This window comes from Lysobacter antibioticus, assembly GCF_001442535.1.
Lineage (GTDB): Bacteria > Pseudomonadota > Gammaproteobacteria > Xanthomonadales > Xanthomonadaceae > Lysobacter > Lysobacter antibioticus.
On sequence record NZ_CP013141.1, the window covers coordinates 2,239,242 to 2,258,307 of the forward strand.

The 19,066-nt window shown below is 66.5% G+C and carries 16 protein-coding genes; 10 read left to right on the top strand and 6 right to left on the bottom strand.

Features of this window, described 5'->3' with window-relative positions:
- Positions 1–161 precede the first annotated feature (161 nt).
- Complete coding sequence (gene pssA, locus GLA29479_RS09025) at positions 162–938, bottom strand: CDP-diacylglycerol--serine O-phosphatidyltransferase (protein WP_057916888.1); 777 nt, start codon at positions 936–938, stop codon at positions 162–164.
- Between the two features lie 112 nt (positions 939–1,050).
- On the opposite strand from pssA, the gene GLA29479_RS09030 reads away from it, so the two are divergent.
- The 3 genes from GLA29479_RS09030 to GLA29479_RS09040 all read left to right on the top strand — a co-directional run bounded on the left by GLA29479_RS09030 (position 1,051) and on the right by GLA29479_RS09040 (position 4,197).
- On the top strand, positions 1,051–1,533 hold the full coding sequence (locus tag GLA29479_RS09030) for a DUF4124 domain-containing protein (protein WP_082638444.1): 483 nt from the start codon (positions 1,051–1,053) through the stop codon (positions 1,531–1,533).
- A 155-nt stretch (positions 1,534–1,688) separates the two neighbouring features.
- On the top strand, positions 1,689–3,401 hold the full coding sequence (locus GLA29479_RS09035; RefSeq protein ID WP_057971388.1) for a proline--tRNA ligase: 1,713 nt from the start codon (positions 1,689–1,691) through the stop codon (positions 3,399–3,401).
- A 412-nt stretch (positions 3,402–3,813) separates the two neighbouring features.
- Positions 3,814–4,197 (top strand): H-NS histone family protein, encoded by a 384-nt coding sequence (locus tag GLA29479_RS09040; protein WP_057971389.1) that lies wholly within the window; start codon positions 3,814–3,816, stop codon positions 4,195–4,197.
- Positions 4,198–4,387: 190 nt separating this feature from the next.
- Here the strand turns inward: GLA29479_RS09040 and GLA29479_RS09045 are convergent, their stop codons facing one another.
- On the bottom strand, positions 4,388–5,656 hold the full coding sequence (locus tag GLA29479_RS09045; RefSeq protein WP_425478893.1) for a threonine/serine exporter family protein: 1,269 nt from the start codon (positions 5,654–5,656) through the stop codon (positions 4,388–4,390).
- A 115-nt stretch (positions 5,657–5,771) separates the two neighbouring features.
- On the opposite strand from GLA29479_RS09045, the gene GLA29479_RS09050 reads away from it, so the two are divergent.
- The 6 genes from GLA29479_RS09050 to GLA29479_RS09075 all read left to right on the top strand — a co-directional run bounded on the left by GLA29479_RS09050 (position 5,772) and on the right by GLA29479_RS09075 (position 11,944).
- Complete coding sequence (locus GLA29479_RS09050) at positions 5,772–6,893, top strand: ABC transporter permease (RefSeq protein WP_031371534.1); 1,122 nt, start codon at positions 5,772–5,774, stop codon at positions 6,891–6,893.
- 85 nt (positions 6,894–6,978) lie between these two features.
- Complete coding sequence (locus tag GLA29479_RS09055) at positions 6,979–7,830, top strand: ABC transporter ATP-binding protein (RefSeq protein WP_057971390.1); 852 nt, start codon at positions 6,979–6,981, stop codon at positions 7,828–7,830.
- Entirely contained in the window at positions 7,827–8,711 is an 885-nt protein-coding gene (locus GLA29479_RS09060) for a CPBP family intramembrane glutamic endopeptidase (RefSeq protein WP_057971391.1), read from the top strand. Before GLA29479_RS09055 ends, GLA29479_RS09060 begins: the two co-directional genes overlap by 4 nt.
- Positions 8,712–8,757: 46 nt before the next feature.
- Positions 8,758–9,687, top strand: a complete 930-nt coding sequence (locus GLA29479_RS09065) for an MlaD family protein (protein WP_031371531.1) — start codon at positions 8,758–8,760, stop codon at positions 9,685–9,687.
- A 197-nt stretch (positions 9,688–9,884) separates the two neighbouring features.
- Complete coding sequence (locus GLA29479_RS09070) at positions 9,885–10,571, top strand: ABC-type transport auxiliary lipoprotein family protein (RefSeq protein ID WP_082638446.1); 687 nt, start codon at positions 9,885–9,887, stop codon at positions 10,569–10,571.
- 185 nt (positions 10,572–10,756) lie between these two features.
- Positions 10,757–11,944: a glycoside hydrolase family 16 protein gene (locus GLA29479_RS09075; RefSeq protein WP_057971392.1), complete on the top strand. Its 1,188-nt coding sequence runs from the start codon at positions 10,757–10,759 to the stop codon at positions 11,942–11,944.
- 119 nt (positions 11,945–12,063) lie between these two features.
- Here GLA29479_RS09075 and GLA29479_RS09080 read toward each other — a convergent pair whose 3' ends face one another.
- On the bottom strand, positions 12,064–12,657 hold the full coding sequence (locus tag GLA29479_RS09080) for an alpha-ketoglutarate-dependent dioxygenase AlkB family protein (protein WP_057971393.1): 594 nt from the start codon (positions 12,655–12,657) through the stop codon (positions 12,064–12,066).
- A gap of 231 nt (positions 12,658–12,888) precedes the next feature.
- On the opposite strand from GLA29479_RS09080, the gene GLA29479_RS09085 reads away from it, so the two are divergent.
- Positions 12,889–14,553, top strand: a complete 1,665-nt coding sequence (locus GLA29479_RS09085; RefSeq protein ID WP_057973134.1) for an electron transfer flavoprotein-ubiquinone oxidoreductase — start codon at positions 12,889–12,891, stop codon at positions 14,551–14,553.
- Positions 14,554–14,811: 258 nt separating this feature from the next.
- On the opposite strand, the gene GLA29479_RS09090 is transcribed toward GLA29479_RS09085, so the two are convergent.
- The 3 genes from GLA29479_RS09090 to GLA29479_RS09100 form a co-directional block, all read right to left on the bottom strand.
- Complete coding sequence (locus GLA29479_RS09090; protein ID WP_082638448.1) at positions 14,812–17,214, bottom strand: reprolysin-like metallopeptidase; 2,403 nt, start codon at positions 17,212–17,214, stop codon at positions 14,812–14,814.
- 155 nt (positions 17,215–17,369) lie between these two features.
- The gene (locus GLA29479_RS09095; protein ID WP_057916878.1) at positions 17,370–18,002 is read right to left on the bottom strand and encodes a CoA transferase subunit B; all 633 of its coding nucleotides are present in this window, start codon (positions 18,000–18,002) and stop codon (positions 17,370–17,372) included.
- A gap of 309 nt (positions 18,003–18,311) precedes the next feature.
- Positions 18,312–19,049, bottom strand: a complete 738-nt coding sequence (locus GLA29479_RS09100; RefSeq protein WP_057971395.1) for a CoA transferase subunit A — start codon at positions 19,047–19,049, stop codon at positions 18,312–18,314.
- Positions 19,050–19,066 lie beyond the last annotated feature (17 nt).

The following is a 19,066-nucleotide window of genomic DNA, read 5'->3' on the forward strand; positions in this document are numbered from 1 at the left end:
CGGCGCCGTCGCGACCGCTTCCGTCGACGCAGCGCGCGCCGCCGGCACAGACACCTCTCGAGCAACGACCGCCGGCTCCTCGACCTTGTCGGAAGCCAGCGCCATCACCGAGTGGCCCATCGCCTGCAGCCATTCGCGCTGCTCGGCGCTCCACAGCGCGCTCATGGCGGGCCGGCCTCAGCCGGCGGCATGCGGCGCAGGCGGCGATAGGCCGCGTAGACCGGGCCGGACAGCGCGTACGGGGCGAAGATCGCCAGCAGCACGCGCGGCGGGTCGATCGCGATCGCGATCACCACCACCACCACGACCAGGATCGCCAGGAACGGCACCCGGTCGTTGCGCGGGCCGCTGCCCTTGAAGCTGAAATAGCGCATGCGGCTGACCATCAGCAGGCCGGCCACCACGGTCAGAGTCAGCGCGGCATAGCGCAATTGCTCGCCGACCAGGTCGAAGCTGTGGCAGGTCCAGACGAAGCTCGCCACCAGTCCGGCCGCGGCCGGGCTGGCCAGGCCGATGAACCAGCGCTTGTCGACCTGGCCGACCTGGGAATTGAAGCGGGCCAGGCGCAGCGCGGCGCAGGCGGCATACAGGAAGGCGCCGATCCAGCCGATCTTGCCGGGGATCACGCCGTCGAGCTTGGTCGACTCCAGGGCCCAGTGGTACATGACCAGGGCCGGCGCCAGGCCGAAGCTGATCAGGTCGGCCAGCGAGTCGTACTGGACCCCGAATTCGCTCTGGGTGTTGGTCAGGCGCGCGACCCGGCCGTCGACGCCGTCGAGGATGGCGGCGATGAAGATCGCCATGCAGGCCTCGTCGAAGCGCCCCTGGGTGGCGGCGATGATCGCGTAGAAGCCGGCGAACAGGCCGCCGGTGGTGAACAGGTTGGGCAGCAGGTAAATGCCGCGTCCGCGCGGGCGGGGCGTGTGATGGGGTTCCATAACTGGGAAGTGTAGCGCTTGCCTGTGCCTCGGCAGGATGCTGCAATCGTCGCTTCCCCCGCTCGACCGGCTTTACGCCGTCCGTTCCGTTTGCCTGCCTCGGAGCTTCGCTATGCCCTGCCCGTCCCGCCACTCGCTATTTCGCGCCTTTCCGGCGCTCGCCGCCAGCGCCGTCCTGATCGCCCTGCTGGCCGCGCCGGCGGCTGCCACCGAGCTGTACCAGTGGAAGGACGCCAACGGCGTCACCCACTACTCCGATTCGCCGCCGCCGAACCAGGGCGGGGTCAAGAACCGCGTGATCAAGAACAAATCCGGCACCGCCACCTCGGCCCAGTCGGCCACCCAGGACAGCCCGGCCGAGAACGCCCAGTGCACGACCGCGCGCGGCAACCTCAAGCAGTTACAGAGCTCGGCCTCGGTCGGCGTCGACGCCAACAAGGACGGCAAGCCCGACAACATCCTCGACGCGCAGCAGCGCGCGGCCCAGGTCCAGCTCGCCGAATCGGCCGTCAAGGCCTATTGCATGCAGCCGGCGGCTCCCGCCGTGGCACCGGCAGCGACGCGTCCGTCGACCGCCAAGCAGGGCGACGCCTGATCCAGGCCTGATGCCCCCGGCGGCCGACCAGGCCGCCTCTCCCGCCCCGGACCGGCCCCCGCCGCTCCGGGGACCGGCCCGACCCACCCCGGCGGACGGAGCCACCGCCTCGGCATGGCAAACTGTTCGCTTTCCATGTACGCGAACCCCAGCCGATGCGTCTGTCGCAATTCCATCTCCACACCAGCAAGGAAACGCCCGCCGAAGCCGAAATCGTCAGCCACAAGCTGATGCTCAAGGCCGGCATGATCCGCAAGCTCGCCGCCGGCCTGTACACCTGGTCGCCGCTGGGCCTGCGCGTGCTGCGCAAGGTCGAGCGCGCGGTGCGCGAGGAGATGAACGCCGCCGGCGCGATCGAAGTGCTGATGCCGTCGGTACAGCCGAAGGAACTGTGGGAAGAGACCGGGCGCTGGGAGAAATTCGGCGGTCAGCTGCTGAAGATCCAGGACCGCAAGGAAGCCTGGTACTGCTACGGCCCGACCCACGAGGAAGTCATCACCGATTTCGCCCGCAACGAGCTGGCCAGCTACAAGCAGTTGCCGGTCAACTTCTTCCAGATCCAGACCAAGTTCCGCGACGAGATCCGCCCGCGTTTCGGGGTGATGCGCGCACGCGAGTTCCTGATGAAGGACGCCTACTCCTTCCATCTGAGCGACCAGGACCTGGATCGCGAATACCGCAACATGTACGACACCTACAGCCGCATCTTCACCCGCCTGGGCCTGAAGTTCCGCGCCGTATTCGCCGACACCGGCGCGATCGGCGGCAGTGCCTCGCACGAGTTCCACGTGCTGGCCGACTCGGGCGAGGACGCGATCGCCTTCTCGGACGGTTCGGACTACGCCGCCAACGTCGAACTCGCCGAGGCGGTGGCGCCGCACGCGCGCGGCGCGGCCGCCGAAGCGCTGCGCAAGATCGACACGCCGACCCAGAAGACCTGCGAAGACGTCGCCGTGCTGATGGGCATCGCCCTGGCGCGCACGGTCAAGTCGGTCGCGATCGTCGGCGCCGACGGCGAAGGCAAGCCGCAGTTCGTCCTGGCGCTGGTGCGCGGCGACCATGTGGTCAACGAGATCAAGCTGTCCAAGCTCGCCGGCCTGGCCGAATACCGCCTCGCCACCGAAGCCGAGATCCTCGAACACCTCGGCGCGCAGCCGGGCTTCCTGGGCCCGCTCAAGCCGGTAAAGACCATCCGCGTGATCGCCGACCGCAGCGTCGCGGCGATGCACGACTTCGTGGTCGGCGCCAACGAAAACGGCTACCACCTGGCCGGCGTCAACTGGGGCCGCGACCTGGCCGAGCCCGATGAAGTCGCCGACATCCGCAACGCCGTCGCCGGCGACCCCTCGCCCGATGGCCAGGGCACGCTCGGCATCGCCCGCGGCATCGAGGTCGGCCACGTGTTCCAGCTCGGCCGCAAGTACGCCGAAGCGATGAAGCTGACCGTGCTCGACGAAACCGGCAAAGCCGCCACGCCGGCGATGGGCTGCTACGGCATCGGCGTGTCGCGCATCGTCGCCGCGGCGATCGAGCAGAACCATGACGACGCCGGCATCGCCTGGCCCGAGGCGATGGCGCCGTGGCAGGCGGTGGTGTGCATGATCAACCCCAAGAACGACGCCGCGGTCACCGAAGCGGCCCAGGCCCTGTACCGGGAGCTGCTGGCGGCCGGCGTCGATGCCGCGCTCGACGATCGCGGCCTGCGTCCGGGCGCGATGTTCGCCGATATGGAACTGATCGGCGTCCCGCACCGCGTGGTGGTGTCCGAGCGCGGCCTGGCCGCGGGCAGTTTCGAATACCGCCACCGCCGCGCCAGCGAAGCCGAGAATCTCGACCGCGCCGCGGTGCTCGCGCGGATCGCCGGCTAAGCGCCTGCGCGATTACCTTCGCGCTTTACCTCCCGGCATGCGGGAGGTAAAGCGGGGTATCGGCCCCGCCCTCGCGACCGGTGCCGATCGATTATCGAAAGCGCCCCGAATACGGCCCGCCCGTACGGTGCGCGCGGTTTATGGCAATTACATGGCAAACCCCGCCCCGCACCCGACGGGACGGCGGCCGCGGCGAGGCTTTCCCGCCTAATACCTTCGTGCGGTTAGCGCCGCGGCCAATACCCGATTACATTAATCCACGCGTCGACGGCGAACCCGATGGATTCGCCTCCTATAAGAACGCGAATATCTGCACAGACCTTCGGCACATTTACGCGGAGTGAATGTGCCTTTACTATTCCGCCGCGCGCCAGGGACTGGCCAAAATCCGAACCCACTCCCCGGAGGCTCCATGTCGATCGATCTCTCCACGTTGTCCGCGAAAGAACTCGAGTCACTGATCAGCCAGGCCAAGAAGCGCAAGACCACCCTCAATAAGCGCAAGCCCGTTGCTGCGGTGCGCAAGAAGGTCGCGCAGTTGCTCAAGACCGAGGGATACACCCTCGAAGAATTGTTCGGCGGCGTCGCTCCCAGCAGCCGCGCCACCAAGACCACGAAAGCCGCCAAGCCCGCTCCCGCAGCACGCAAGGCACGCAAGCCGCTCGGCAAGGTCGCGCCGAAGTACCGCAACCCGGGCAATACCGCGGAAACCTGGACCGGCCGCGGCAAGCAGCCGCGCTGGCTGGCCGCGTACGTCGCCGCGGGTCGCAAGATCGACGATTTCCTGATCAAGTAATCGGCGATACGCAGCGAAGAGGCCGGCCCTGCGCCGGCTTTTTTGTGGGCGAAGGAAAATCCCGGAGGGCCGAGGTTCGGCGGAGATCGAGCCCGTTCTCGGCCGCCGCAAGCCAATCTCTCCGCCGCCGGACCCGCGTTTCAATCCCGGGCCCGACAGGCCGCGCGCAGTGGCTTTCCCGGGCCGTGACTTAGAGATTCCGCCGCGCCGGCAGCAACAGATTGCCGAATATCAGGCCGGCGATCAGCGCCAGCAGGATATTGAGCACGGCCAATACCGCGTCCTGGCCGACATTGACGTCCTGCTGCTGGATCATCGACAGCAAGCCGCGCAGGCTGACGCTGCCGGGGACCAGCATGATGATGCCGGGCACCCGGATGATCGCCCCGGGCCGATTACCCCAGCGGGCGTAGGCATTGCCGACCGCGGTCAGGGTCAGCGCGGCGAGGAATATCCCGGCCGGGCTGCCCCAGGCCAGGCCGACGAAACGCGAAATCAGATAACCGCCGGCGGCGGCCGCCATGACCTTGGGATAATCGCTGCGATGGGCGCGGAACAGCACCGCGAACGCGTAGGCCGCGACCGCAATGCCGCACCATTCGACCCAGGCCTCCTGCGGACGCGAGGCGCGGATCTGCGGCTGCAGCCCGATCAACTCGGTCAGGTACAGCGCGATCACCGTGCCGACCGCGAGTTTCACCACCGTGGTCAGGGCGCCGGCGAAGCGCGCCGTGCCCGAGACCAGATGCTGGCTGGTCAACTCGTTGACTGCATTGGTCAGGGCCAGCCCGGGCAGCAACACGATCAACGAGGCGATGATCACCGTGTTCTGGTTCAAGGGCGCGATGAAGCTGGCGACCAGCACGGTCATGCTGGCCGCGAACATCGCCGCGATCGCTTCCAGCGCTTCCTTGAAGCGCGGGCGCGAGCCGGAGATGTCGACCAGCAGGCCGATCATCAGGCCGTTGATCGCGGCCACGCCGATATCCAGCCACGGCAACCGCAACAAGCTCGCGACCGCGCCGGCGGCCAAGCCATACGCGACCACCTGCATGGCGCGCCAGCGCTTGCTGCGCGGCCGGTCCAATTGTTCGAGCGCGGCGTGGCCGGCGGCGAGGTCGAGACGGCCCGCCATGACCTCTTCGGCGATGCGGTCGGTTTCGCTGAGCCGGTACAGATCGTTCTCGCCGGGCGGCAGGCGGATCACCCGCGTCGTGTCGCTGTCGCCGAGCGGCCGGTTGGGATCGCTGAAGGTCAGGATCAGGCCGGTCGGGTTGGACCACGGCTCACATTCCAGGCGCAGCTTCTGCGCGACCGCCGTCACCGCCCCTTCCAGGCGCTGGGCGGTGGTGCCGTAACTGTGCAGCCGCTCGGCCAGCTCGACGACGAAGGCGATGCGGGCGGCATAGCTGGTGGCGCTGAGCGGATGCGGGGTCGACATAGCGGCGAAGCATCGCATGAGCGCGCGCCGCTGGGCAGACGGGCCGCGCGACCGGGCCCGGGCTTCGGTCAGCCGGCGTTGCACGCGACACTCACCTTGCCGTCCCTAGCCTGTATTCTCCGCCCGAGGCTCTATGACCGTATCGACCACGCACGCGCCGGAAATTACCGCCGATGGCCAAGCGCCCTCGCGGCTACGCCTTTCCGGTTGCTGGACGCTCGAGCACGCGATCCAGATCTCGGAAGCCCTCAAGAGCGCCCCGGAAGGCGCCACGCAGATCGACGCCAGCGGCGTCGACCGGCTCGACTCGGTCGGCGTGCTGCAGCTGATGCGCTATGCGCGCCGGCACGAGCTCGATTTCGACACCGCCTTCACCTTCCACGACAGTCACCGCGCCCTGGTCAGCGCGATCGAGGACGTCGCCGACGAGCGCCCGAAGAAGAAGCGCGAATACGGTTTCCAGGCCGCGCTCGCGCGCCTGGGCTTCGCAGTCACCGACAACTGGAAAGAAGTCCTGGCCCTGGTCGCCTTCTTCGGCGAAACCCTGGTCAAGATGCTGCGTCTGTTCAAGGAACCGGGGCGCTTCCGCCCGACCGCCACGGTCCACCACATGGAGCAGGTCGGCCTGGACGCGGTGCCGCTGATCGCGCTGCTGTGCTACCTGGTCGGCGCGGTCGTGGCCTTCCTCGGCTCGACCATCCTCAAGGACTTCGGCGCGACCATCTTCGTGGTCGAGTTGGTCAGCATCGCCTTCCTGCGCGAGTTCGGCGTGCTGCTCACCGCGATCGTGCTGGCCGGCCGCACCGCCAGCGCCTTCACCGCGCAGATCGGCGCGATGGTCAGCCGCGAAGAAGTCGACGCCATCCGCACCCTCGGCATGGACCCGATCGACCTGCTGGTGATCCCGCGCGTGCTCGCCCTGCTGGTGATGTTGCCGCTGCTGACCTTCATCGCCATGGTCGCCGGCCTGCTCGGCGGCCTCACCGTCGGCGCCTACGGCCTGGACATTCCGCCTCAGCAATACCTGGCGCGCATGCACGACACCATGCAGCTGCGCCATTTCCTCGTGGGCCTGTCGAAGGCGCCGATCTTCGCCCTGCTGATCAGCCTGATCGGCTGCCTGGAAGGTCTGCAGGTCGAGGGCACCGCGCAATCGGTCGGCGAACGCACGACCTCGAGCGTGGTCCAGGCGATCTCGCTGGTGATCGTGCTCGACGCCTTCTTCGCGATCTGGTTCATGGAGATGGGCTGGTGATGCGGCCGGGAATGGGGAATCGGGAATCGGGAATCGCCGAAAAGCGAGCTGAGCGTGCGTTCGCGCACGCCGCGGAGAAGCCGCTGTGACGACTCCCGATTCCCGATTCCCGACTCCCGACGTCGACGGCGGCGAAGCCGCCGACGACGTCATCATCCGCATCCGCGGCCTGATCAATCGGTTCGGCGAGCAGGTCGTCCACGACGGCCTCGACCTGGACGTGCGCCGCGGCGAGATCCTCGGCGTGGTCGGCGGCTCGGGCACCGGCAAGTCGGTGATGATGCGGTCGATCCTGGGCCTGCGTAAGCCCGATGCCGGCGAGATCGAAGTATTGGGCATCGATGCGCGCAATCCCGACCCGCGCCTGCGCCGCGAGATCGAGCGCAACACCGGCGTGCTGTTCCAGGATGGCGCCCTGTTCTCGTCGCTGACCGTCGGCGAAAACGTGCAGGTGCCGTTGAAGGAGTATCACAGCGACCTGCCCGATTCGCTGCGCTACGAACTGTCGCTGCTCAAGGTCAAGCTGGCCGGCCTGCCGGCCGATGCGATCAACAAGCTGCCCTCGCAGCTGTCGGGCGGCATGCGCAAGCGCGCCGGCCTGGCGCGCGCACTGGCGCTGGATCCGCCGTTGCTGTTCCTCGACGAACCCACCGCCGGCCTCGACCCGATCGGCGCGGCCGCGTTCGACCGCCTAATCCGCACGCTGCAGCAAGCGCTCGGTCTCACCGTGTTCCTGATCACCCACGACCTCGACACCCTGTACGCGATCTGCGACCGCATCGCCGTGCTCGCCGACAAGAAAGTCATCGCCTGCGCGCCGATCGCCGAAGTCGAAAAGCTCGACCACCCCTGGGTGCAGGAGTATTTCCACGGCCCGCGCGCGCGCGCCGCCCAGGTCGCGCGCGACCAGAACCTCGCGGATGCGCCGCCGCCATGACCGTTTGGGGACTGCCGGCCGACGCGCTGTGGAGCGTGTCGCTGTGGGGACTGCTGTGCGCGGCCGCGGCCTTGCTGTGGTGGCCGAAGGCACGGGCGGCGAGCCTGCTCCTGCTCGGCGCCGTCGTGGTCGGCGCGCTGTCGCGCGGGTTGCTGGACCCCATCGCGTTGCTCTCCTTCGCCCTGCTCGGCCTCGCCGCCTGGCTGGTGCGGCCGGAGCGCGGCAAGGGCTGGCGCATTACCGGCCATGTGCTGTTCGTGCTGGTCGCCTTCGCCCTGGGTCTGCACCTGATGCCGGGCTTCCACAACCCGCAGTTGCTGACCGATCTGCGCCTGACGCCCGACGCGGCGCCGATGTCGCTGTACTTCAATTTCGACAAACCCCTGGCCGGGTTCTGGTTGCTGCTGTGTTGGCCATTGCTGAAACGCTTCGGCGAAGGCGAGCAACCGCTCGCGGCCTCGCTTTCGGCGGGCCTGATCGGCGCTGCGCTGGCCGGCCTGCTCTGCCTGGGCCTGGCGCTGGCCTTGGGGGCGATCGCCTGGGCGCCGAAGTGGCCGGCCTTCGGCGCCTTGTGGGCGCTCAACAATCTGCTGCTGGTCGCGCTGGCCGAAGAAGCCATGTTCCGCGGCTATCTGCAGGAGGCCCTGCAGCGGCGCTGGCGCGAGCTGCGGCATGGCGCGAGCTACGCGACGATGCTGTCGGCGCTGGCTTTCGGCCTCGTGCATGCCGGCGGTGGCTGGCGCTGGGTGCTGTTGGCCAGCCTGGCCGGGCTGGCCTACGGTTGGGCCTATCGCAAGGGCGGCCTGTTCGGTGCCGTGCTGGCCCACTTCGGCCTCAACCTCATTCATTTCACCGCGTTTACCTATCCCATGCTGGCATGATGCCGGCCATGAAACACGGCAACGCCCCGTCGTTCAAAGGTGCCTGATGGAAACCAAGGCCAATTACGTCCTCATCGGTGCGTTCACGATCGTCGTGACGCTGTTCCTGCTGTTGTTCGCCCTGTGGGCGGCCAAGTACTCCTCGGAGAAGAGCTGGCGCGAGTACGCGGTGATCTTCAACGAGCCGGTCACCGGCCTGTCGGAAGGCAGCACCGTGCAGTACAACGGCATCTCGGTCGGCACCGTGCAACAGCTGAGCCTGGCGCCGGACGACCCGCGCCGGGTCATCGCCAAGCTGCGCCTGCAGGCCGACGCGCCGATCAAGACCGACACCCGCGCCAAGCTGTCGATGACCGGCATCACCGGCAGCCCGATCATCCAGCTCACCGGCGGCAGCCCGAACAGCCCTGCGCTGGCCGACGCCGAGCGCAGCAGCGACATCCCGGTGATCCAGACCGAAGCCTCGGCGCTGCAGAACATCGCCGACACCGCCAACCGCCTGGTCGCGCGCATGGACCAGGTGCTCAGCGACGAGAACGTCAAGCACGTGTCGAACACGCTGGCCAACATCGAATCGCTGACCGGTTCCATCGCCGGCCAGCGCGAAGACCTGCGTGCACTGATCACCAACGCGCGCAAGTCCAGCGAACAGCTCGCCGTCACCCTGAACACCACCAATCGCGCGGTCGAGAGCGTCGATCGCGAACTGGTCGACAAGCTGCCGGGCCTGATCGCCAAACTCGACAGCACCCTGACCAAGCTCGATTCGGCCGCGACCGGCGCTAACGGCATCCTTACCGACAACCGCGCCGCGATCAGCAGCTTCGCCAACGACGGCCTGGCCCAGCTCGGCCCGACCCTGAGCGAACTGCGCTCGCTGGTACGCGACCTGCGCCGGATCAGCGACCGCCTCGACAACAACCCGACCCGCTACCTGCTGGGCCGGGATGCGACCAAGGAATTCGAGCCCGAATGAGGGGCATGGCGAAGCCATCGATACAGCGGCCGGCGACGCGAGCCGGCGAACGTTCGAACCATGTTGCGAAGACGATCATGACTCAGACAACCCGACTCAATGCATCCTCGAACGGCCGCGCTTACGTACCCGGCTCATCGGCACGGCAGCCGGCCAATCGGGCCGGCGAACGTTCGAATCAGGTTGCGAAGACGATCATGACTCAGACTCCCCGACTCAATGCATCCTCGAACGGCCGCGCTTACGTACACCTCTTCGGTTGGCTCTTCTCAGGCGCGACCGTATTGGCCTTGGCCGGTTGCTCGTCGATCCTCGGCGAGAAGCCGAAGAAGCCGACCACCCAGTACGCGCCCGATCCGCGCGTGCAGGCCGATCCGTCGTGGCCGAACGCGAACTGGCAGCTGTCGTTGAGCGCGCCCAACGCGGCGCGCATGATCGACAGCTTGCGCATCGCCGTGCGCCCGACCGGCAACGAGATCGAGGTCTACAAGGGCGCGGCCTGGGCCAAGCTGCCGAGCAGCATGATCGAGGACGCCCTGCTGCGTACCCTGGAGGACTCCGGCAAGATCGCCGCGGTCGCGCGCCAGGGCAGCGGCATCGGCGGCGACTACAAGCTGGTGCTCGACATGCGCCGTTTCGAGTCCGACTACGGCCAGGGCGCGGCGGTGCCGTCGGCGACCATCGAGATCAACGCCAAGCTGATGCACAACTCCGACCAGAAGGTCGTCGCCTCGCACACCTTCCTGCAGGCGCAACCGGCCGCGACCACCGCGGTGCCCGACGTGGTCGAAGCCTTCGAGCGCTCGCTGGAAACGATCACCGGCGAGATCGCAGGCTGGACGCTGACCTCGGGCGACGCGCACGACAAGAGCCACAAGCGCTGAGCGGTGCCGTGCCCCCTGCCATGACGGCCTGATGACGGGCCACGGCGGCGGCGCCGCGACCGCCGCGCGAAAGATGCGTGAAGGCTTTGCGCAAGAATGTACCCGGTGACCGCCGACACAAGCCGCCGCGCACCCGCTGCCTAGACTGCGCCCACCGCCGTCGTGGCGCGCATCGGGGAAGTGGAATGACCGCACCGTTCTCGCAACGCCGTCGCGCCAGCGCACGGCGCAGCCTGCTCGCGCTCGCCCTGGCCTTGGAACTGATCGCCTGCATCGGCCTGGCGCAGGCAACACCGCCCGGCACTATCGACTACGAAACCATCGGCGCGACGCCGCTGCGCGCGCTCGGCCGCGACGTGCAGGCGCCCGATGCCACCACCAACGTCCTGTTCGGGGCGCAGCTGGCGAATCCTGCGCCGGTCACCTACGAACAGATCGTGTTCGCGGTGCGCGACGCCGCCGACCGCAACTACGACCTCGGCCACCAGAGCGGCTATACGGTCGGCACGAGCGTACGCGAACTCACCGGCAGCGGCCGCTTCCCGGCCGGCCAATATCGTTACTGGGTTTCCTACTACGCCAACGGGCGTTGGACCGACCTGGCGCCGCAACGCAGTTTCACTGTAACCACCGCGCCGGTCACCGACCCCACCACGACGCGTCCGCTCGGCGCCGGCACGAACTGGGTCTATCGCTTCGGCGACGAGTTCGACGGCAACGCCGTCGATTGGAATCGTTGGGCCGACGACTCTTCCGCCGAGGCCGACCACGGCCACGGCAACCCCGGCAATCAGCAACTGGAATGGAACCAGGGCAAGAACTGCTCGGTGAGCAACGGCGTGCTGTCGATGCTCGCCAAGCGCGAGACCGCGATCTCGCCTTCGGGCCGCCGCTACGACTGGACTTCGTGCCTGCTGTCTTCGCACAAGCGCTACAACTTCCGTTACGGCTTCATCGAGGCGCGCATGAAGCTGCCGGCCGCGGCCGGCTTCTGGCCCGCGTTCTGGACCTTCCAGGCACCGGGCGCGCAGCAGTGGAACGAGACCGACGTATTCGAGTACTACTCCGACAACAAGAGCCGGCTGTACTTGAACCAGTACGTGATCAAGAACGGCGTCGAGCAGTTGGACAGCTACATCCACACCACCAGCTTCGACCCGAGCGCCGGCTACCACGTCTACGGCGCCGACATCGCCCCCGATGCGACGCGCTTCTACATAGACGGCCAACTGGTGCGTACCACCGCCAACGTCAGCCAGATCGAAACCTCGATCCTGATCGACCATTTCGTCTACGCCGGCAAGCCTCCTGCGGCGACGACCCAATCGGCAACCACCTGGGTCGATTACGTGCGCGCCTGGCAGCGGCCGTAGCGCCGCTCCTACAGGGGCTTCGGTCAACTCATCCTTCGCCGTGCTCTTGGGTAGGAGCGGCGCGAGCCGCGACCGCGCCGACTCAGCTGGGACGTAACTCGCCGCAAGACCGAGCCCCGTCACTCCCGCGGCCCGATCACCCGAAACGTCAGGTTGATCCGCTCGCCCACCGCCCGCACCGTGCGTGGCAAGGCATGGCGAAAATTCGCCTGGGTCGGCCCCGACATCACCAACAGACTGCCGTGCCCCAGTTCGAGCGCGCCCTTCAATTCCGCGCGGCGCCGATGCTTGAGCGCGAAGCGACGCGTCGCCCCGAGACTCAGGGATGCGATCACCGGCCTCGGCCCGAGCTCGCGCTCGTCGTCGCTGTGCCAGCCCATCGCATCGCGGCCGTCGCGGTAGCGATTGGCGAGTACGCTGTTGAAGCCGACCCCGAGCTCGCGCATCAGCCGCTCGCGGATCGGACCCAGCGCTTCGGGCCAGGGATACGGACGGAAGTCCACGCCGGAGTAGCGGTAGTGCGCATCGGCATCGCCGATCCAACTGCTGAGCCGCGGCGAATCGTGCTCGCGCCCGAACAGGCGGATGCGGTGCACTTCCCAGCGGATCTCCTCGACCAGGGCCGCCTGCAGCGCATCGGCGGCGACGCGCTCCAGCCAGTTCGGGTCGAAAGCCAGTTCGGCGTCTTCCAGAGGCAGGCGTTGCAAGGGCATGGCGGCACGCTAGCACGCGTCGCACGGGCCTCGCGATCCGGATCTTGCGCCGGCCCGGCGTCCACCTGCCCGGCTCCATACGCCCCTCGCCGCGAACGTCCGGGAACGCGTGCGCAACAGTACGCAAAGCGTTTTAAACGCCGACCCGGCGCGGCACCGACGGGGTCACATTTGGCGCTGCCGCCGCAAACCCGCGACAATATGCGGATCGCACGCCAGAGTCCCGCCAGCATGAGCGAACAGCCGATCGATACGGTCCAGCCGTCCGACACGCCAGCCATCGAAATCGAACGCGACGTCATGGAGTACGACGTCGTCACCGTCGGCGCCGGCCCGGCCGGGCTGTCGTTCGCGATCCGGCTCAAGCAGCTCAATCCGGAGCTGTCGGTCTGCGTGATCGAAAAATCCAGCACCATCGGTGCCCACATCCTGTCCGGCGCGGTAATCGAGACCGGGCCGCTGGACGCGCTGCTGCCGAACTGGCGCGACAACCCGCCGCCGATCTGCGTGCCGGCCACCGACGACGAGTTCTGGCTGCTCAGCAAGACCGGCGGGCGCAAGCTGCCGGTGCCGCCGGGCATGCACAACCAAGGCAACGTCATCGTCAGCCTCGGCGCGATGTGCGCCTGGCTGGCGCCGCAGGCCGAAGCCCTCGGCGTGGAGATCTACCCCGGCTTCGCCGCCGCCGAGACCCTGCACGACCCCGACGGCCGCGTCGCCGGCGTGCGCATCGGCGACATGGGCATCGCCAAGGACGGCAGCCACAAGTCGGGCTTCACCGCCGGCATCGACATCCGCGCCAAGGTCACCGTGTTCGCCGAAGGCGCGCGCGGCCATCTGACCAAGCGCTTGATCAAGCGCTTCAAGCTCGATGCCGACAGCGACCCGCAGGGTTATTCGATCGGCATCAAGGAACTGTGGCAGGTGCCCGAAGACCGGGTCAGCCCGGGCAAGATCGTGCACAGCTTCGGCTGGCCGGCCGACAGCCACACCTACGGCGGCAGCTTCCTGTATCACCTCGACAAGGGCCGCATCGCGCTCGGCTACGTCAGCGGCCTGGATTACCGCGACCCCGACTACAAGCCGTGGGAAGCCTTCCAGCAATGGAAGAACCACCCGATGGTCAAACCGCTGCTCGACGGCGGCACCATCGTCTCGGCCGGCGCCCGCGCCATCGTCACCGGCGGCTATCAGTCGCTGCCGAAGGTCGAGATGCCCGGCGCCCTGCTGATCGGCGACACCGCCGGCCTGCTCAACGTGCCCAAGGTCAAAGGCACTCATCAGGCGATCCGCTCCGGCATGCTCGCCGCCGAACACCTGGCGCAGTCGCTGAGCAGCGAAGGCTTCGACGCCAAGCTGCGCGCTTCCGATGCGATGGCCGAGCTCAAGAAGGTCCGCAACATCAAGCCCGCATTCAAGCGCGGCCTGTGGTTCGGCATGCTCAACGCCGCCTGGGAAACCGTCACCGGCGGGCGTTCGCCGTGGACCTTGAAGAACAAGGCCGACTGGTCGTCGCTGCAGAAGCTCGGCGAAGCCGAACAGCCCAAGCGCGACTACGTCGACCGCAGCCTGGCCCCGCGCGATCGCCTGGCCTCGGTGTATTTCGCCGCGACCGAGCACGACGAAGACCAGCCGGTGCACCTCAAGGTCGCCGATACCGACATCTGCATCACCCAGTGCGCCGAGGAATACGGCAACCCCTGCACGCGCTTCTGCCCGGCCGGCGTCTACGAGATCGTCGAATCCGCGTCCGACGACGGCAGCGTCGCCAAGCGCCTGCAGATCAACTCGGCGAACTGCGTGCACTGCAAGACCTGCGACATCAAGGACCCGTACGAGATCATCAACTGGGTCACCCCGGAAGGCGGCTCGGGGCCGAATTACCAGAACCTGTAAGAGCTGCGACCGACCATGCCGATTGCGACCTGATCGCCTCTTCGGTGAACCCGAACAGCCTGCAACGGCGCGCCCCGGTCGACCGCGCCGTTGTTATTCGATGCAGCAGCCGATTGCGCTCGTGGCTCGCCTGCAACGAATCAAGACTTGCCCAATCGGTGGCCGGCATCCGGGATTGCAGATGCAACTCTCTCCGGGAGGGCTCAGCGCAAAGCGCGCTCGGCCTCTAGCGCTGTCGGGTTGTGAGGTACGACGACCTCAAGTACCGGTCACCACCCAGTTCGTATCGGACACGGTATACAGGCTGCCGGAACCAGGCAGAATTCTCGATCCGTCAAGCAGATGGATGTAGTTCTGACCGGTCCTCTGATTGCGCCAGAAAATGTCGGCCTTGCCATCCCCATTGTAGTCGCCGCTATTGACCACTTTCCAAGCTTGATCGGGCTCGACATGAACCAGGTTGACCTCGCTTGGCACGGTTCCTGCCATCCTCCACAGGTGGCACTCGCCCGTCGTCGCATGACGCCAGTAAACGTCGCTGCGTCCGTCTCCACCAAAGTCGGCGAAAGCGACCGGCTTCCAAGCGGAATCCGCAACAGTCGGTGCCGCGCCCGACGCGCTCAGCACCGTGGCACCCGACATGAGATGAATGTAGTTTTGTCCTGAGCTCGCATTGCGCCAGAAAATATCGGCAGTGCCATCGCCGTTGAAATCGCCCGACCCGGCTACGCTCCAGGCAAGATTAGGTTCGCGGTAAACAGTCACCACGCTACGTGGAATGACTCCATTCATGAACCATATGTCGTTGGTACCGTTGACGCTATTACGCCAGTACAGATCGGTTTTCCGGTCTCCGTCGAAGTCGCCCAGCGCGACGATCTTCCAGTTCAGATCGCCGACACTGAAAGAGTATCCAGAGGCGGGAAGAATCCGGCCGCTCTCCATCAGGTGAACGTAGACTTGACCCGTTCGACTGTGGCGCCAGACTACATCCGAACGTCCGTCGCCATTGAAATCGCCTGATCCGGCTACCTCCCAAGATAGGTCAGGCTCTCGGTGCACGGTAATCACGCCCACCAAGGACGCCCCATTCATGAACCACAAATCATTTACACCACTTACCAAATTGCGCCAGTAGACATCGGATTTGCCATCGCCGTCGAAATCGTTGCGTACAACTGCGCTGGCGACTACAGCGGCTCGGAACGTGGCGATGATCGGATGGGTTTGATTAAGCGTCTGCGCGGTATCGGCATCGCCGGCGACACCGCAGGCGAAACCGCCGCAGGTCGTGATACGCGGATTCGAGAAGACCCGATAAGAGGTCTGGCCCGGATCGCCATAGGCCATGATGTCGTAGAAATTGCCGGTGGCCGCACCGGCCTTGTAGCCGAACGAGTACGCATACGCGCCGTACTGCAGGGTGCCTCCCGAGGAGGCCGTCGCGCGATCGTGCTGCGCGCCCATGTTGTGACCCAGCTCGTGGGCGAAGGTTTCGTCGCGGCAGAAATAGGTCGTGCCGCCATCGTTCTGGCGCCCATCGCTGACGACCGAATAACCGTTCGGCGCCGACGACGTGGTGATCGGCTGCTGATTACCGCCGAGTAGCCAGGCGATACCGCAACCGTCCTGCGTGGTGCGATCGTACTTGCGTACGAACGACACCAGGTCGGCGCCGTACTGATCGCGTGCCGCACGCAAGGCATTGAAAGCGGGATCGACCGGGGTCGTCCGCGTGCCGGTCATCTTCTCCAGGACGCCGCCATTGTCGGAATTGTCCGGATAGTTGACCTGCATGGCGTGGACCATGCGAATGCGCGAAGTGATCTGGCTGTTGACGTAGGCCTGGTTGGTGACTTCCACCAGATAGTTGAGTCGAGTCACGGCCTGGGACGCGCCGCCCAGGCCGGTCGCGAAGCCGTTGCTGTAACCGACCAGGACATCGACCACGACCTGACTGTTGGCCGCGGTCGCCGCAGCGGCGACCGATGCGCTGGTCGGCGCCACGACCGATGCGTTCGCCGCTGCGCTCGGTATCAGATAGTCGTCGGCATGATCGGGGCCGATCGAATTTTCGAGCAGCGCCAGCTTGGCCGGATCTGTCTCGACCAACCAGGACTTGCCGTCGCGCATGGTCAATTTCAGCGCGGGCTTGCCGGGTTGGGCGATGCTGCCGAATACGGCGCGTTCGCCGAAAGTAATGATGGCCTCTTGCGCGAGGCCGCCGCGGTCGATGCGCCCGACCCAGGTCCAGTCGCCGCTCGGATGCTCGACGTGGCGCTCATAGCGGAAGTCGAGTTCTTCGCCGGAGGGCGCGGTGATGCGCAGATGACCGCCGATGATCGCGGCAAGCGCGTGCTCCTCGCTCAATTCGACGCGATGCCAGGCAGAGGCGCCTTCGGAGATGGCCGCTTGTTTGGACGGATAAGCGGCCAGGTCGCCGCGATCGGGAAGACGTGCGAAGCCGGCAGCGGCGATGCGGCGCGTCGCAAGCCGCGCCGATACCGGATCTGCGAATGGGCTCGGTGCCGAATGCATTGCCGGAGCGGACGTCGCCGCTCCGCTCGCAAGCCTTTGAGCGATTGACGAAGGACCGGAGTCGGATGACGTACAGCCAGCCGCAAGCAGGACCAGCATCCCCAGGAAAGCCAAATTGCGCATAGCGGCCAGCCAAATAAAAGCAGCGCCGCATCCTGCATCCGCGGCGCGGATACTTCAATGGCCGCAAAAAAAGCATGCGACAGCGACTGAGAACTGCGTCTCAATTTTGCGGAGAAGCTGCTTTACGTAGCCTCGCGAGGCCGCCGTTACGCTATTCAGGCGGCCAGCAGCGGCACGCCGGTCTTGGTGCGCAGTTCGTCTTCGTTCACGCCCGGCGCGGTCTCGACCAGTACCAGGCCACGCTCGGTCACGTCCATCACCGCAAGCTCGGTGATGATCCGATTGACCACGCCCAGGCCGGTCAACGGCAGCGTACATTCGGGCAGGATCTTGTGCTCGCCGTTCTTGGCGCTGTGTTCCATCAGCACGACCACGCGCTTGACGCCGGCGACCAGATCCATCGCGCCGCCCATGCCCTTGACCATCTTGCCGGGCACCATCCAGTTGGCCAGGTCGCCCTTGTCGGTGACCTGCATCGCGCCGAGGATCGCCAGGTCGATATGACCGCCGCGGATCATCGCGAAGCTGTCGTGGCTGCCGAAGTAACTCGCCCCCTGACGCGCGGTCACGGTCTGCTTGCCGGCATTGATGAGGTCGGCGTCGATTTCGCTTTCGGTCGGGAACGGACCGATGCCGAGCAGGCCGTTCTCGGACTGCAGCCACACGTCCATGCCGTCGGGAATGAAGTTGGCGACCAGCGTCGGCAGGCCGATGCCGAGGTTGACGTAGGCGCCATCGGTGAGTTCCTGCGCGGCGCGCTGCGCCATTTCATCGCGGGACCAAGACATTGATAATTCTTCCTGTATAGGTGGACGCAATTGAAGTGCCGACGGAGAAAGTCGGTTTACGACGACAGGCTCCGGAAGCTTTTCCCGTATAGCTGGATGTATCGAATCGACTACGGAGAAAATCGGTTTGCGACGATCGGCTCCGTGAGTTTTTCCCGTATAGCTGGGCGCATCGAAATCAACGAAGCAGAAAACCGGCGATGCCGATCCACTCCGACTCGGGAAAACCGGCGTGCGAGCCGCAGCGACCGGTCCAACCCAAGCGCATCGATCACAACGACGCGCATGAGATCAGGACGGTCCGCCCACTCACCCAGCCCGCACCGTCCGCTGCTCGATGCGTTTCTCCGGTGCCGCATTGACGACGATCCGGTCGACGTAGATACCCGGCAGGTGCACGTGATCGGGGTCGATCGCGCCGACTTCGACCAGTTCCTCGACTTCGGCGATGCAGACCTTGCCGGCCATCGCGCAGGCCGGGTTGAAGTTGCGCGCGGTCTTGCGGAACACCAGGTTGCCGGCCTTGTCGGCCTTCCAGGCCTTGACCAGCGACACGTCGGCCTTGAGCGCGGTTTCCATGACGTAATGGTGGCCGTCGAACTCGCGCGTTTCCTTGCCGTCGGCCACCACGGTGCCGTAGCCGGTGCGGGTGAAGAAGGCCGGGATGCCGGCGCCGCCGGCGCGCAGGCGCTCGGCCAGGGTGCCCTGCGGATTGAATTCGAGTTCGAGTTCGCCGGACAGGAACTGACGCTCGAATTCCTTGTTCTCGCCGACGTAGGACGAGATCATTTTCTTGATCTGGCGCGTTTCCAGCAGCAGGCCCAGGCCGAAACCGTCGACACCGGCGTTGTTGGAGATCGCGGTGATGCCCTTGACGCCGCTGTCGCGCAACGCGCCGATCAGGGCCTCGGGAATGCCGCACAGGCCGAAGCCGCCGACGGCCAGGGTCTGCCCGTCCGCCACCACGTCCTGCAGGGCTTGTTTCGCACTGGGGTACAGCTTGCTCTTCGCGGCGCCAGCGGGCGTCGCGGCGATGGCCTCGGCCATGGGACAACTCCTTTGCG